This is a genomic window from Erwinia sp. ErVv1 (genome assembly GCF_900068895.1).
Lineage (GTDB): Bacteria > Pseudomonadota > Gammaproteobacteria > Enterobacterales > Enterobacteriaceae > Erwinia.
On sequence record NZ_CDPK01000001.1, the window covers coordinates 205582 to 219743 of the forward strand.

General features: G+C 53.3%; 13 protein-coding genes. 4 read left to right on the top strand and 9 right to left on the bottom strand.

Features of this window, described 5'->3' with window-relative positions; genetic code table 11:
• Positions 1-79 precede the first annotated feature (79 nt).
• The 5 genes from A1830_RS00865 to A1830_RS00885 all read right to left on the bottom strand — a co-directional run bounded on the left by A1830_RS00865 (position 80) and on the right by A1830_RS00885 (position 3308).
• Positions 80-835 carry a molybdopterin-dependent oxidoreductase gene (locus A1830_RS00865; protein ID WP_067700349.1) on the bottom strand — a complete coding sequence of 252 codons (756 nt, stop codon included), beginning with the start codon at positions 833-835 and terminating at the stop codon, positions 80-82.
• Positions 828-1448: a cytochrome b/b6 domain-containing protein gene (locus A1830_RS00870; protein ID WP_067700352.1), complete on the bottom strand. Its 621-nt coding sequence runs from the start codon at positions 1446-1448 to the stop codon at positions 828-830. Before A1830_RS00870 ends, A1830_RS00865 begins: the two co-directional genes overlap by 8 nt.
• 12 nt (positions 1449-1460) lie before the next feature.
• The gene (locus A1830_RS00875; protein ID WP_067700355.1) at positions 1461-2072 is read right to left on the bottom strand and encodes a hypothetical protein; all 612 of its coding nucleotides are present in this window, start codon (positions 2070-2072) and stop codon (positions 1461-1463) included.
• Between the two features lie 155 nt (positions 2073-2227).
• Positions 2228-2656 (bottom strand): organic hydroperoxide resistance protein, encoded by a 429-nt coding sequence (locus A1830_RS00880; protein ID WP_067700358.1) that lies wholly within the window; start codon positions 2654-2656, stop codon positions 2228-2230.
• 193 nt (positions 2657-2849) lie between these two features.
• Positions 2850-3308, bottom strand: a complete 459-nt coding sequence (locus tag A1830_RS00885) for a MarR family winged helix-turn-helix transcriptional regulator (protein WP_067700362.1) — start codon at positions 3306-3308, stop codon at positions 2850-2852.
• A 65-nt stretch (positions 3309-3373) separates the two neighbouring features.
• On the opposite strand from A1830_RS00885, the gene A1830_RS00890 reads away from it, so the two are divergent.
• Positions 3374-3988, top strand: a complete 615-nt coding sequence (locus A1830_RS00890) for an HD domain-containing protein (RefSeq protein WP_067700365.1) — start codon at positions 3374-3376, stop codon at positions 3986-3988.
• An 82-nt stretch (positions 3989-4070) separates the two neighbouring features.
• Here A1830_RS00890 and A1830_RS23740 read toward each other — a convergent pair whose 3' ends face one another.
• Positions 4071-4541: an RcnB family protein gene (locus A1830_RS23740; protein WP_067700368.1), complete on the bottom strand. Its 471-nt coding sequence runs from the start codon at positions 4539-4541 to the stop codon at positions 4071-4073.
• A 593-nt stretch (positions 4542-5134) separates the two neighbouring features.
• Between A1830_RS23740 and A1830_RS00900 the strand changes: the two genes are divergently transcribed.
• Entirely contained in the window at positions 5135-5875 is a 741-nt protein-coding gene (locus A1830_RS00900) for a helix-turn-helix transcriptional regulator (RefSeq protein WP_067700371.1), read from the top strand.
• Here the strand turns inward: A1830_RS00900 and A1830_RS00905 are convergent.
• The 3 genes from A1830_RS00905 to A1830_RS00915 form a co-directional block, all read right to left on the bottom strand.
• Positions 5856-6503 carry an acyl-homoserine-lactone synthase gene (locus A1830_RS00905; RefSeq protein WP_067700374.1) on the bottom strand — a complete coding sequence of 216 codons (648 nt, stop codon included), beginning with the start codon at positions 6501-6503 and terminating at the stop codon, positions 5856-5858. The two genes, A1830_RS00900 and A1830_RS00905, sit on opposite strands and share 20 nt — an antisense overlap.
• Before the next feature lie 596 nt (positions 6504-7099).
• Positions 7100-8635, bottom strand: a complete 1536-nt coding sequence (locus A1830_RS00910; protein WP_067700377.1) for a DHA2 family efflux MFS transporter permease subunit — start codon at positions 8633-8635, stop codon at positions 7100-7102.
• Positions 8635-9783 (bottom strand): EmrA/EmrK family multidrug efflux transporter periplasmic adaptor subunit, encoded by a 1149-nt coding sequence (locus A1830_RS00915; RefSeq protein ID WP_067700721.1) that lies wholly within the window; start codon positions 9781-9783, stop codon positions 8635-8637. The genes A1830_RS00910 and A1830_RS00915 overlap by 1 nt, the downstream gene beginning before the upstream one ends.
• Positions 9784-10249: 466 nt before the next feature.
• Between A1830_RS00915 and evgA the strand changes: the two genes are divergently transcribed.
• Positions 10250-10864: an acid-sensing system DNA-binding response regulator EvgA gene (gene evgA / locus A1830_RS00920; RefSeq protein WP_067700380.1), complete on the top strand. Its 615-nt coding sequence runs from the start codon at positions 10250-10252 to the stop codon at positions 10862-10864.
• A 3-nt stretch (positions 10865-10867) separates the two neighbouring features.
• Positions 10868-14119, top strand: coding sequence for an ATP-binding protein (locus A1830_RS00925; protein WP_082804049.1), 3252 nt, complete (start codon positions 10868-10870; stop codon positions 14117-14119).
• Positions 14120-14162: the final 43 nt, after the last annotated feature.

Here is a 14162-nt window from a genome sequence, read left to right on the forward strand (position 1 = left end):
CACCCTCGTATTAATGGCTTGCTCTATCTTAAAAGCGATCGGGAGATGACAGAGACTCACCCGGTTCCAGACCCGCCCTTTAAATGCCGCTAAAGCCGTTGTAGCCCTGGTCTTCCCAGTAGCCGCCGGGGTTATCGTTGGTGACAAAGATCGCCGCGATATGTTTGGCATTCTTGAAGCCGAGCTTGGTGGGTACGCGCAGGCGCAGCGGATAGCCAAAATCGGGTGGCAGGGGTTTTTTATCAAAATCGAGCGCAAGGATGGTCTGCGGATGCAGCGCGGTCGCCATATCCAGACTGGAATAGTAGCGATCATCGCATTTAAAACCGACGTATTTTGCCGTCAAATCGGCACCGATGTGCTGCAGAAAGATTTTCAGCGGTACGCCGCTCCACTGACCAATGGCGCTCCAGCCTTCAATACAGATCAGGCGGGTTATCTGCCCGGTTTGCGGCAGACGCTGCAACTGCTCCAGCGTCCAGGGCGCTTTCTTTTCAACTTTACCGGACACTTCCAGGCGATAGTCGGCAATATCAATGTCAGGTACGTTATATTCGGGATAATACGCGTTGAAGCGGAAAGGGCGGGTAATCTGGGATTCGCTGTAAGTTTGCGCCAGCCTGCTGCCGCTGAACAGCCAGGCCTGAACCCGGTCGTTCCAGCGTGACATCGCCCACAGCACCTTATCCACCTGGTCACCGTCCTGGAGATTACAGCCGGTCAGCATGGAAACGGCGCCCAGCGTCAGGCCGGAGCGGATCAGCAGACGGCGCTCGAGATTCACCAGCTTTTTGCGCTGGTCCGGCTCAAGAATTAATTTTGGTTTTTCACTCATCGCCCGACTCCTCCCCGCGACCGCCGGTAATCATCGCCGGCAGCGTTTTCGGCACCAGCAGTACCATAACCACATGAACCACCACGAACAGCATCAGGCCGCTCATGGCAAAAAAATGGACGTAACGCGCAGTATCGAAGCCACCGAACAGCGCCACCAGCCAGCTTAGCTGCACAGGTTTCCATATCGACAGACCCGAGAGCACCAGCAGCGCGCCCAGCAGGATCACCGCGACATAGAGGAGCTTCTGCACGGCATTGTACTTACCCTGCTGATGCGGAAGTTTGAAACGCAGGGCCAGACCGATTTCACTCATCGCCAGGGTAAGAGAAAGCGGGAAAAAGCGCTTTTTGAAGTGACCACTCACTACGCCCCAAATCAGGTAAAAAAGGGCGTTGGCAAACAGCAGCCACATGACGGCCAGATGCCAGGCAATGTTGCCGCCCAGCCAGCCGCCCAGGGTCATCACTTTTGGGAAGGTGAAGCTGAAAAGCGGTGAGGCGTTATAGATGCCCCACCCGCTCATTACCATACCGACCATCACCATCACGTTCAGCCAGTGACACAGGCGTACCGGCCAGGGATGAACGCGTTTTCTGGTTAATTTCGGCATAATCGCTCCGGGTTACATCGGTGGCGTCAGGCCATCTTTACCCACGGAGATGCCCCGTGCCACCAGGTTGCCCTGCGCGTCTTTGGTGCCAAACAGCACAACTTTGGTGCCCGCTTTCAGCAGGCTGCGGTTGCCCGGCTCAATCAGCACCACCGGTACATCGTCAGGCACGATGACCGTTTTTTCCTGGTCGTGAACCTTAACGGTCAGCGTACGGCCATTGCTGTTAACCAGCTTGCCGACGGTGCCGTTGGTCATGGTATTGATTTTGCCATCCGGGGATTCAAAGGGGTTAAATCCTTCGCCGCTGCCGCGCAGATCCGGGGCAAAAACGTGAACTTCCAGCGCTTTCAGCTCGCCGTTTGCCATAGGCACAGCGGCCGTACCGATATAGCTGTCGGCCTTGATATCACTCATCTGCGCTTTGCTGACGCTGTTGACTTTGGTTTGATCGGTAACTTTTACATCCAGCTTCTCGCCCTGGCGGGTGGTTATCTGCACGGCAGAGTTGCTGACGGAATCAATGGTGCCGCGAGTGGGTTTAATGGTGGTGTCTGCCGCCAGCGTACTGCCGCTGACCAACAGAGAACCCAGCAGCAGAGCTGCAATACGAGACTTGATCATGTTCATCTCCTGAACGAGTTGGAAACCGTGTTTTAACGCGTTTGCCCGTTAAGTCTGGTCGGGCTGAGTAAATAAACGAGGAGAAAAAGAAAAGAATTATGTTAAAGAAAGTAACGATACAGGGCAGCAGACGCTGCCCTGGTAAGCACTAACTATCAGTTGATGATATTCAGCGTCACGTCAATATTGCCGCGGGTGGCATTAGAGTAAGGGCAAACAATATGCGCAGCGTCGACCAGTTTCTTCGCCTCTGCTGCATCCATCCCTTCCAGATGAATGTTCAGTTTTGCTTCAATACCGAAGCCGGTTGGGATAGGACCAATACCGACTTCGCCCTCAATGAAGGCTTCTTTAGGCAGGGCAATTTTGTCGCGACCCGCAACAAATTTCATCGCGCCAAGGAAGCAGGCAGAGTAGCCCGCCGCGAACAGCTGCTCGGGGTTAGTGGCTTCTCCGCCCGCGCCGCCCATCTCTTTCGGCACACCCAGTTTTACATCCAGTACGTTGTCGGAAGAGGTAGCGCGGCCATCACGACCACCGGTGGCTTTTGCTTTTGCACGGTAAACGACTTTTTCTAAAGACATGATAAAACTCCTGCGGGTTGGTATTTTATATGTTGTGCGATTCTATCGCGCACGATTTATAAACCAGTTTTTACTATTATAGACCCGGATGGCGCATAACGCGCATCCCGTTGCCTCTCCTCCGTGGATCCGGGCCAGTACGTTAAACGCGTCATCTGGCCGACAGACTCAGGAGAGGGTTACACTTAGTACCTCACCCATTGAGGTTATCCCTCAGGGTTTCTAAATCCTGCTTCAGCGATTGTAGCGTCACGTCATCACAGGATGACGCAGAGAGCACCGATTCCGGGATCCCCGTCGCTTTATTGCGTAATGCCTTGCCCTGTTCGGTCAGGGTGACCACCACCTGACGTTCATCCTTGCGCGAGCGCTGCCGGTTCAGCAGTCCGGCTGCTTCCAGCCTTTTCAGCAGCGGCGTCAGCGTGGCGGAGTCCAGGAACAGCCGCTCGCCAATTTCCGATACGGTGACATCGTCCCGCTCCCACAGCACCAGCATCACCAGGTACTGCGGATAGGTAATATCAAGCCGGGTCAGGAGCTGGCGATAGAGTTTATGCAGCGCCAGATTGGCGGAATAAAGCGCAAAACAGAGCTGCTGATCGAGCAACAGTGGCGTGTCTTTCGCTTTTTTGTCATCTTGTTTGATATTCATGGTAAAAATATAAATAGCACACTACATAATTGCAAGCAAATTTTAATCTCTGGGGGTAACTGGCGATGCATTCACTGGAAGAGCGGGCAAGACGTTATGCCACTAAGGCCCATGCCGAGGCGGGGCAGCGACGAAAATACACCGATGAGCCTTACATTGTGCATCCGGCTGCGGTGGTTGAACGGGTGCGCAGCGTGACCGACAGCGAGGTCATGCTGGCCGCCGCCTGGCTGCATGACACGGTAGAGGATACGCCCAGCACGCTTGCCGATATCGAAAACCACTTTGGCCCCGAGGTTGCCAGTCTGGTTGAAATGCTCACAGACGCGCCGCAGCCTCAGGCAAAAAATCGCGCGGCGCGTAAGGTTGCACACTTTCGCCATACGGCAAAAGCATCAGCCGATGCGCAGACCATAAAACTTGCTGATATTATTGATAATACCCGGTCTATTATTCAATTTAACGCCCATTTTGCCCGCGTCTATCTGGTTGAGAAGCGCGTACAGATCACCCTGCTAACCGCCGGCGATCGTGATCTATGGCAGCAGGCGGCAACCATTATTGAACGCGGCATCGACCATCTGACCCAGGCACCCTGGCACTTTCCGCCCTCCTGGTTTGTGCTCCAGCAAAATAAATACCCGCTGTCAGAGGACCCGCAGCCTTCCGGGCACGGCTAAAGGCCCGCATTAACCGCAGCGGGCCAGGTTTCGCTAAGCGAAGAGTAAGGGAGAGGGGCGGCATCGCTTCCGCGTGGGGCGATTACTGCTTGTAGAAAATGTCGCCCGACTCTGCTTTTACAATCTTGCCATCTTCTTTGGAAATCAAAACGTAGTTTCCGCCCATATAGGTCCAGCTGGTCCCTTCGTCCGGTGCCGGAAGGTGACGGGTTTTCCAGTCGATAATCTCGTATTTTTTGGTACGGTACCGGTCCGGTACTACGCTGCCGAGTGTAAAGTGCTGGAAATCTGCAAAAAAGGACGTGATTTCATAAGGGTGTGCAGGATCGGGCTGCGCCGTATTATCGCCGTCCTGGCTCTGCGCAGGCTTTTGCCCCTGCGGTGCCGGTGCGGGAATGGCCTGAAGATCGGGGGACTGTGCGGCAGGCGCCTGTTGGTCCGGGGTCGCCTGAGGCTGCACAGGCTGCGCGTCTGCGGCAAAGGCCGTTGACATCAGCGGCACGGCACCCAATAAGATGGCTGAAAACAACAATACGGACGTCGACTTACTCATAGTATCTCCACATTTATTACTATCCTGTTGCCTGTCGGCGAGGGAGAGAGAGTCAACCCCTGTAGCCGCGCAGCGAAGCATTTTATGATACCTGCCTGCGCAAAGGAGGGAAGGTAAATCGTACGGCTCATGATGATTTTCTTCATCACCACAGGTAAACGATCTGCGAGGGTCGTGGGCTGAAATCATCAGGAACAGGTAACGGAGCCAAACTGTTGCAGTGCTTTTTATCAAAAAAAATTAATCAGTGAATTTCACGGCTAAGCGTTTGAACTTTAAGAAAATGCATGAGATTGGCTATCGGGATGGCACGCCATACGGTTTGAAAGGACAAATTGGGGGTGTTAAATTGGTAAGAATTTCCGGACAGCGAGTGCTTTTTTTATGCCCCGTCTGCCCGGAAAGGTTTTTCCCTGGTGTCGGCTAAATTAGCTACCTGACTGTTGAAGTCAGGTTTTTTTTGCCTCTAGCTTACGGAGTCCATTATAGGTAATCAGCCTGATTCCGTAAGTTGTACTTAAGTACTGCATCACCCTGTACTTAAGTACACCACCATGCTGAAACAGGGAAGCTCAGACCTTCAGGGAGTCCACATGTTTTCAATATTTCAGGAAAATCAGATAATAACGGAGACGCTCCGTAATTATATCGACAGGAAACTTTTACACCTGGGCAGCCCGGAGTATGCATACACCGTCGTCAGCAAGAAAAATCCATCAAATCTTCTTATTATTTCCAGTTATCCTGACGAATGGGTAAACCTTTACCGTACCAATAACCTCCAGCATACCGACCCGGTGATACTGACTGCGTTCAGACGGACCTCTCCCTTTGCCTGGGACGAAAATATCACCCTGATGTCCGACCTGAAGTTTACGAAAATATTCTCTCTGTCCAAGCAGTACAACATCCTTAACGGCTTTACCTTTGTCCTGCATGACCACTTTAACAACCTTGCGCTGTTATCGATCATTATTGACCGCAACGTGCAGGACCATCTGGAAGGGCTTCTTTCAACCGACCGCGCCACCATGCAGATGCATCTGATAGAGATTAACGAGCAGATGTACCGGCTGGTGCACTCCGTCTCGTCGGGCCGGGGACATGCGGACGCGAGCAACAATAAAGCTATTTTTACCGCACGTGAGAATGAGGTGTTGTACTGGGCAAGTATGGGAAAAACCTATGCGGAAATCGCCACCATTACCGGTATTTCGGTACGGACGGTCAAATTTCATATGGGTAATGTGGTCAGTAAACTGGGGGTGAGTAACGCCCGCCAGGCAATCCGGCTGGGCGTTGAGCTGGAGCTGATTACGCCGACGCAGTCGTAGACGTGAGTGACATCGGCCAGCTGACAAGTGACGGCTCAGAAGCGTGGATCGTGGCATTAATTTTCGCGGCCATCTGCGCCTGGCTCTCCCTGTCTGTCGGCAAAAAGAGCAGATAAATACGCTCTTTCTCACTGAGCCAGGCCTCTTTTAACGGCTTTATCTGCCAGCCGGAACGCTTCAGGATGGTCAGCATCGCCCGGCTGACAATCGTGTAAATTCCATTATAGCTATAGTGGCGGGCATAGTTGATCATCGCCAGGAACAGCATCTGGCTAATGGGATAACGTTCGCCCAGTAGCTGACGCGCACGCGCCTTATCAACAAAGAAACGGCTCGACTCCCTTTCACCCGGCGGCAGCGGTACATCTTCAAAACAGGCCTTAAAGGTATGGGTTATCATATTAGGCTGGTCGAGAGGGGTAAAACGTACGCTACAGATCAGCTGGCCTTCATACAAACCCAGAAGATAGCGCGTTCCCGGGGCATCAAACTCATCGAATTCCATATCTCTGTTGCACACAACGTCCCAGCCCAGCCGGTCGCTAAAGGTTTTCTTGCGCAGGCGGTAAAGCTCATCCGACTGTACGCCTTTAAGTTCATCGTAACTGACGTCAAAAAATTCAAGCATTCCATCACCCTGATTACGTTAAATTTACTAAACAAAAATTCCACGACTGACAGAAGTCGGTAACCACTATTGTACAGGGGTTTTTAATGAGATGGTTAAAACTGTCTTATACAAAGGTGCAGTAATTGATGAAGTTAATTGATGCGACGGGGTAAATGTGAAGGGATACCTGCGAATTAAGTGACGGTATCCGGGGTGTTACGGGGCCTACTGACCGACCAGCCCCTAATGTCTCCGATCGCATCCGTGAGAAAGTCGTCTCAGCGCGGGCGTGAAAATTCGATTTTTTACTAACGTAAACCGAGCATAATCAGCCAATAACCTTTTTTCTAAAGGATGCGCCCCGGCAAGGGTTAAAATTCACCCGGCCAAAGTAAAGGTGAGTACCTTCGCGATTTGCCCACTGCGGCCATGCTGCAACGAGCCACGCAACGGCCCCCTGCCAGAGACGGACATAAGGTAGCCAATCTGAGACCCTGACAGGAAACTTAACCCACCCTGAAGCAATAAAACCCACCTTTGATGTCACCTGCCCCTTCGCCGCCGGCTTTGTTATGTGCCGCGGGCCTTCCCGGAGGGCGATCCCGATCGTGGGGTTAATGTCTTTCCCTCTCCAGGGTGGGTTTTGCGAACCACACCAGCAGGGTAAGAAACAAAAATACCGCGGCGGAGAGGGCAAAAATCTCATTGGCAGAGAGGATAAGCGCCTGCTGGGTGATCTGCTGGTCTACCCAGGCCAGCGTCTGCGCCGGGCTAAGCCCCATACCGTGTAAAACCTGCTCTGTCTGCTGCCAGGCAGGATTACCCGGCCGGACAAACTCGCTCAGTTCGCTGTGATGCAGCGTTTCACGCCGGCTCCAGAGCGTAATGGTTAATGAGGTGCCGATGGATCCGGAGAGCGTACGCAAAAAATTACTCATGCTGGTCGCGCTGGCAAACCTGTCTGACGGGAGTCCGGCAAGCGAAATGGTGGTCAGCGGCAGAAAGAAGCAGGCGATGGCGAACCCCTGGATAAACTGCGGTAACACAATGGCGGAAAAGGTGATGTCAGGGGAAAAGATGATCGCCCGCCAGTAGTAACATATGCTGTAGACGATGAAGCTGAAGGTGACCAGCAGGCGCATATCCACCCTGTTACCGTAGCGGCCGATTAGCGGCGCCAGAATCAGCGGGATAAAACCAATTGGCGCATAGGCGAGTCCGGCCCATAAGGAGGTGTAACCCATGGCCTCCTGGAGCAGCTGCGGCATAAGAACGATCGCACCGGAGTAAATGAGATAGGCGCAGACGATGCAAAGTACGCCAATCGAAAAATTGCGCGACCTGAACAGGGTAAAATCCACTATCGGATTCGCGCTGCGCGTTTCGTGAATAATCAGTGAGGTCAGGGTAATGACCGAAACGGCAGCCAGAACAACAATCGCCGGTGAGCTAAACCAGTCCAGATCTTTGCCCTTACTGAGCATAATTTGCAGGCTTCCGACCCCCAGCACCAGCAGGCTCAACCCGGTAAGATTCAGCTTAACCGGGTGAGTGACCGTCTCGCGTCCCTTAAGCAGAAACACGCTCATTCCCACGACAAGGATACCCATCGGTACGTTGATGAAAAAAATCCATCCCCAGTGATAATTCTCACAGATGTAACCGCCAAATATCGGACCTAAGATCGGCGCGATAATCACCGTCATCGACCAGGTCGCCAGCGCCAGCGTGCGCTTTTCAGGGGGGTAGTTTCGCAATAGCAGGCTTTGCGAGAGCGGGATTAACGGTCCGGCCACCAGTCCCTGTATCACGCGAAAAGCGATCAGCAGATCGAGGCTGTTTGCCAGACCACAGCAGAGTGAAGCGATCGCAAACAGCGCCACCGAAAGTGTAAAAAGCCGGACTTCCCCGAGCCGCTGCGCCAGCCGCGCGGTTACCGGCAGCGAAATGGCGTTCGCCACGCCAAAGGAGGTGATCACCCAGGTTCCTTCATCCGTTGACGCGCCAAGGAAGCCGGAAATGGTCGGGATGGCCACGTTGGAGATCGTCGAGTCAAGCATCTGCATAAAGGTTGCCAGCGCTAATCCGACGGTGACCATGATTAGCATTCCCCCCTTCAGGGGGGCCGGAGCCTCAGCAGCGGCGGCCATTACAGCCCTCCATTCTGAGCAATGATCTGCTCAATCTGACGGTCGATGTCGGCGGTATCCAGCACCAGAGCCATACTGCGCCACGCCGGAATCGGCGATACCTTCTGCGCCAGCGCCTGGTCCGCCGTTGAGATACCGCCCGCGGTGAAAATGGTCGCCGTCGCTGAAAGTCCAATGCGTAACGGGTATTGTTGAATTTGCCGGGGATCGAGCGCCACACGAACCGGCACGCGCTGGATCACTTTGATCCAGTTCCCTGACGCATTTTGTGCCGGCAGCAGTGAAAATGCGCTGCCGGTCCCCATGCCGACCCCCTCCACTGCCCCCTCAAATACCAGGCTGCTGCCATAGAGATCAATAACCACATTGACCTTCTGACCGATTTTTACCGTATTCAGCTGCGTCTCTTTGAAGTTGGCATTGATCCACATCTGATCCTGCGGAACGACCGAAAGCAGCGTTTGTCCGGCGGTCACCGTTTGTCCGACCTGTACGCTGCGCCCGGCGATATAACCGGTAACCGGACTACGGATTTTGGTTCGCTGTAGGGCAAGCCAGGCTTCACGCAGGGTATCCGCCGCCTGGAGAACCTGCGGATTGTGTCGCAGCGTGGTGTTGAGCAGAAGCGCCTTGTTCGCCTGGTAAAGCTGTACCGCTGCCGCCAGCGACGCTTTATCGCTGGCCACGGCATCGCCTGCATGTTCCAGGGTTTCACGGGCGATCAGGCCTTTCTGGTAGAGCTGCTGCTGGCGTCTGAAATCGGTTTGCGTCTGATTCAGCGCGATGGCGGCCCGGTCGGCATCAGCAGAATACTGCCCATCCTGCAGGGCCAGCTGATGAATCTGGCGTACCGTCCAGGCAAGCGCGCTTTGTGCTTTTCTGAAGGCTATCTTCGCATCCGTGTCATCCAGTACTACCAGCACATCGCCTTTCATCACCCTCTGGGTGTCAGCATAATTGATGGTCACCACATTGCCCGCCACCTGGGAGGAAACGGGATTAATATTGCCCGCGACATTGGCATCATCGGTACTTTGCCGATCTTTGATGATAAACAGCCAATAGACCGCGGCGGCAACGCCTAAGAGCAGCACAACGAGCAGCAGGGCAATAACGCCCTTTTTATCCTTCGACAGAACTTTTTCAATGCCAGAATCTTTCACACAACGCTCTCTTTCGCCGTAGTAAAGGGCAACGGCGGTAAAATGACAGGATTAGTACGCTTTGAACCGCTGTGTAGACTAAGGGATGCGTTTTTTTTTGGTAGCAGACAATACTGTATGCGCCGTATTCTTTTTCTTACGTCCCGCGGAAAAATCTGGTTTTTAACAGGTGAATAAAAATATCAATAAATCGTTAACGGTTTCTGTTAACGATAAACCCACGCCGGGAAATACGTTAGGTGATACTGATAATCATCCAGGCGAATTGATTTCGCCCCATTTAGTTTTCATTGAGCCAGCGGATTTACCGTTTGTGATATAGTAACCTTCTGAGTTTGAATGACCGCTTTCATTTAGCATCTCTTCAGCTTTACCTATCACTCTTCTTAATTAAGACGGAATATCCCCGTGAGGGTTCTGTCATGCTTATTTTTTAGAAGGAAATTGTGTTTTGAAAGCCATCGTTGTTGACGATCATCCTCTTGCCCGGATTGCTATTCGCAATCTGCTTGATACCCAGGGTATCAACGTAATTTCTGAACTGGATGATGGTGCGAAGGTCGTGAAGACCGTGGAGATAACCCAGCCCGATTTGGTTATTATTGATGTGGACTTACCTTCGCTCAGTGGAATAGAAGTGCTTGAGCAGCTGCGGAAAAGGCGCTATGCCGGGGCTATTATCGTTATCTCCGCCAAGAATGAACTCTTCTACGGCAAGCGCAGCGCGGCACTGGGCGCGAATGGCTTTATCAGCAAAAAAGAGGGGATGAACAGTATCATTGCCGCCGTCGAAGCGGCCAGTAATGGGTATAGCTACTTCCCCTTTTCTCTCGATCACTTTTCAGGTGAGGCCACGTCAGAGCAGAAAAAACTGGACTCCCTCTCCACTCAGGAAATTAATGTACTGCGCTATATTCTGAACGGTACCAGCTACGCCGACATCGCCAGTAAAATGTTTATCAGTAATAAAACCGTCAGCAGCTATAAAATACGATTAATGGAAAAGCTGGATTGTTCATCTCTGATCGAACTGTATGATTTCGCGCAGCGGAATAAAATTTGGTGAATAATGCAGAAGCTCCATCTTTTCCTGATAACATTATTCTTTTTGATGTGTTCGTCGTTTGCGGCAGAATCACCCTATAACGTTGAAATAAAAGGGCACTACATCACCCCGGTGAAAGAAATCCGCTTAAACCGGGATCAGGCTCGCTGGCTGGAAAAAAAGGATCGCCTGCTTATTGGCATCGCGATGCCCGATGTCTTGCCGCTTCTCTTTCATTATCCCGACGACGATTATCAGGGCGTGCTGGCCGATTATCTGTTTCTGCTGCGCTCCAGCCTGCGCATAAACGTGGTGATTAAAAAATATGGCTCACAGGCGCTGGCCTCCGCTGCATTGCAGAATAACGAGGTGGATGCGCTGCTTATTCTTCCCGACAGCAACGTTACGCCAGGGAAGCAGTTTCAACGCACCCATGCGCTGATGACTTTTCATCCTACGTTAGTCGCCGCGCAAAATCGTGCACTTCCGCTACCGCTTTCGCAGAGCCGGGAGCGGGTCACCGTCGCCGTTCACCGCAGCTATCCCGCCGCCCGGGCGGTTGCGCAAAACTTTCCAAAGGCCATACTCCGATTTTACGACAATGAACATCAGGCGCTACTCTCCGTCGCTACCGGTGAGAGCGACTATTTTCTCGGCTATAACGTCACCGCGAGCTATAACATCGAGAAGTATTTCCCGCAGTCCCTGACGATTGTTCGCTATCTTAACAGGCAGCAACGCGGAGTCGTTTTTCTTACCCGGACTAATCAGCCGCAACTGCACGAGGTACTTAACCGGTTTATTTCCGCTATTTCAAATGAACAGCACGATCAGCTGGCGCAGTACTGGCTGGAACGGGGCAACCTCTCATTTCTGAATAATCCCTTATCCTTAACGGCGCGGGAAAAGAGCTGGATCAAAGCCCATCCCAGGCTTCGCGTCCTGATTAACCGCTATTACCCGCCGCTCTCCATGGTGGATCAAAACAACACGCTGCGTGGGGTAAGTGCCGATTTACTGAATATCATTTCTCTGCAAACAGGCCTGCAATTTGAACCCGTCGCCGTCAATTCTAACGAGGAGATGCGGCAAAAAATGCTTAATCATGAAGGGGATTTAATCGCGGCCGCGACCCTGAGTGAGGCGAGACAGACGCAAATAAACTTTAGCCTCCCCTGGATCCGCCAGCATTATGTGGTCGTCTCCCCGCTCAGTGTCAGCCCGGGGGCCCGGCTGGAACAGCTTGAGCGGATTGCGATACCCCTCCACTTCGCCATCAGCGAGCAGCTTAAGGCGCGCTATCCGCACGCAAAATGGATCCTGGCCGATAACTCTTCCATGGCGCTGTCGATGGTGGTGGAGGGGAGCGCGGATGCCGCGGTGACCACGGAAATTACCGCTAACTATCTGGTGTCGCGATATTATCCCCAGAACCTGCACTATGCCCCACTTTCCGATATTCCCTCTGCGCTGGTGGGGATCGCCACCTCCCGCCAGGAGCCGGAACTGCAATCGATCCTTAATAAGGCGCTACAGGTCATCCCCCCGCGTGAAATACTGCAAATGGTGGGGAAATGGTCAAAGATGCCCAATGTCGAAATTGAGACATGGAATTTATACAGTAAGCCCTTTTATCTGATGCTGACGGTGGCCGCCTTTATTTTTCTGCTGATTGTGTTTTGGGGCTACTTTCTGCTGCACAAATTTCACAAGCGCGGGCAAAGTGAACGGGAGTTACAGCAGCGGCTGGCAAACCGGGAAGCCTTTTCGCAGTGTCTGGAAGCCGAGAAAAACAGAGCAATACACGCCACCCAGGCCAAAAGCCAGTTTCTGGCCAGTATGAGCCACGAAATACGCACCCCGGTCAGCTCGATTGTCGGCTTTCTGGAGCTGCTTTCCCGACAGCACCTGACGCCGCAGCAGAGTCAGGAGGCTATTGAGCTGGCCACCGCTACCGCGCAGTCTCTGCTTGGGCTGATTGGCAACATCCTTGACGTTGATAAAATTGAGACCGGAAATTATCAGTGCGAGGCGCAGTGGACGGATGTGGCGGCGCTGATCGGTGAGATTTGTCGTACGTTTGATATTAAAGCTGCCGACAAAGATATTGCCCTGACGTGCAGCATGCAGCTGCTGCCGGGCATTCAGCTGCTTCTCGATCCTCATGCTCTGCGGAGAATAGTCACCAATCTGGTGTGCAACGCCCTGAAATTTACCGCTCAGGGCTGCGTAGCGGTGTCGGCAAAACTTATTTCGGCTAAGGGGACCTCGGGACGCCTGGCGCTGGTTATCCGTGATACTGGCTGTGGGATCGATGAGGAGGAGCAGAAACGCCTCTTCCACCGCTACGTTCAGGGTGAAGAGGGACGGCAGCAGATCGGTTCGGGTTTGGGTCTGGTTATTTGTCGGGAATTAGTCAGCCTGATGGCGGGTACGCTGGAGATGGAGAGTACGCCCGGTCAGGGAACGACCTTGACGATAATTCTGCCCGTTGAGATCGCCGAGGCGGCGCCCGTGAGTGCCCGCTGTGACCGCCCGATGATGGCGCCGCTGCCGGCCCTGTCGATTTTGATCGCGGATGATAATCCGGTGAACCGCCTGCTGCTCAAAAGGCAGCTGAACGCGCTCGGCTATGAGGTTGATGAAGCGCGGGACGGCGAGGAGGCGGAGCAGCTGTGTCTTAAAAAGCGTTATCACCTGCTTATCACCGACCTTAATATGCCGAAGCGAGATGGTCTCATGCTGACCCAGGCGCTGCGCGGTCAGCAGGCCGATCTGGTCATCTGGGGGTTAACGGCCAGCGCCCTGCCGCAGGTACGGGAAGCCTGTTTACAGAGCGGTATGAATGAATGCCTGTTTAAACCGCTCTCACTGGAAAACCTCGCGCAGGCGCTGTGTAAGCTGCCCTCTGAGCAGCCTCTGGTGCCCGACACTCAACATGTAAAGATCTCACTGCTGAATGCGAATACGCAGGGCAACCGCGCCCTGACGGACGAGATCCTGACCACCTTTCGCAGGGAGGCGGCGAAAGACCTGGTGGCGGCAAAACGTGCGGCTGAGCAGGACGATCGGGCTGGCTTTAAGCGGGCGATTCATCGCCTGCACGGCTCGGCTCAGATCCTGGAAATTGACGCGCTGCAACGCTGCTGTCGCGATGTGGAGGAGAAATCTCCTTCCCAGCTTACCCGCCCTGTTCGCAACGCGATAATTGCAGAGGTCTCACGTATTGTGCAGGAGCTGGAGGCCGAGCTGGCGAGGCGATTCAAAATTGCGTAAATGCACGGATACGTCCCGGGCAGAAAAAACGTCCCTGTTTTTT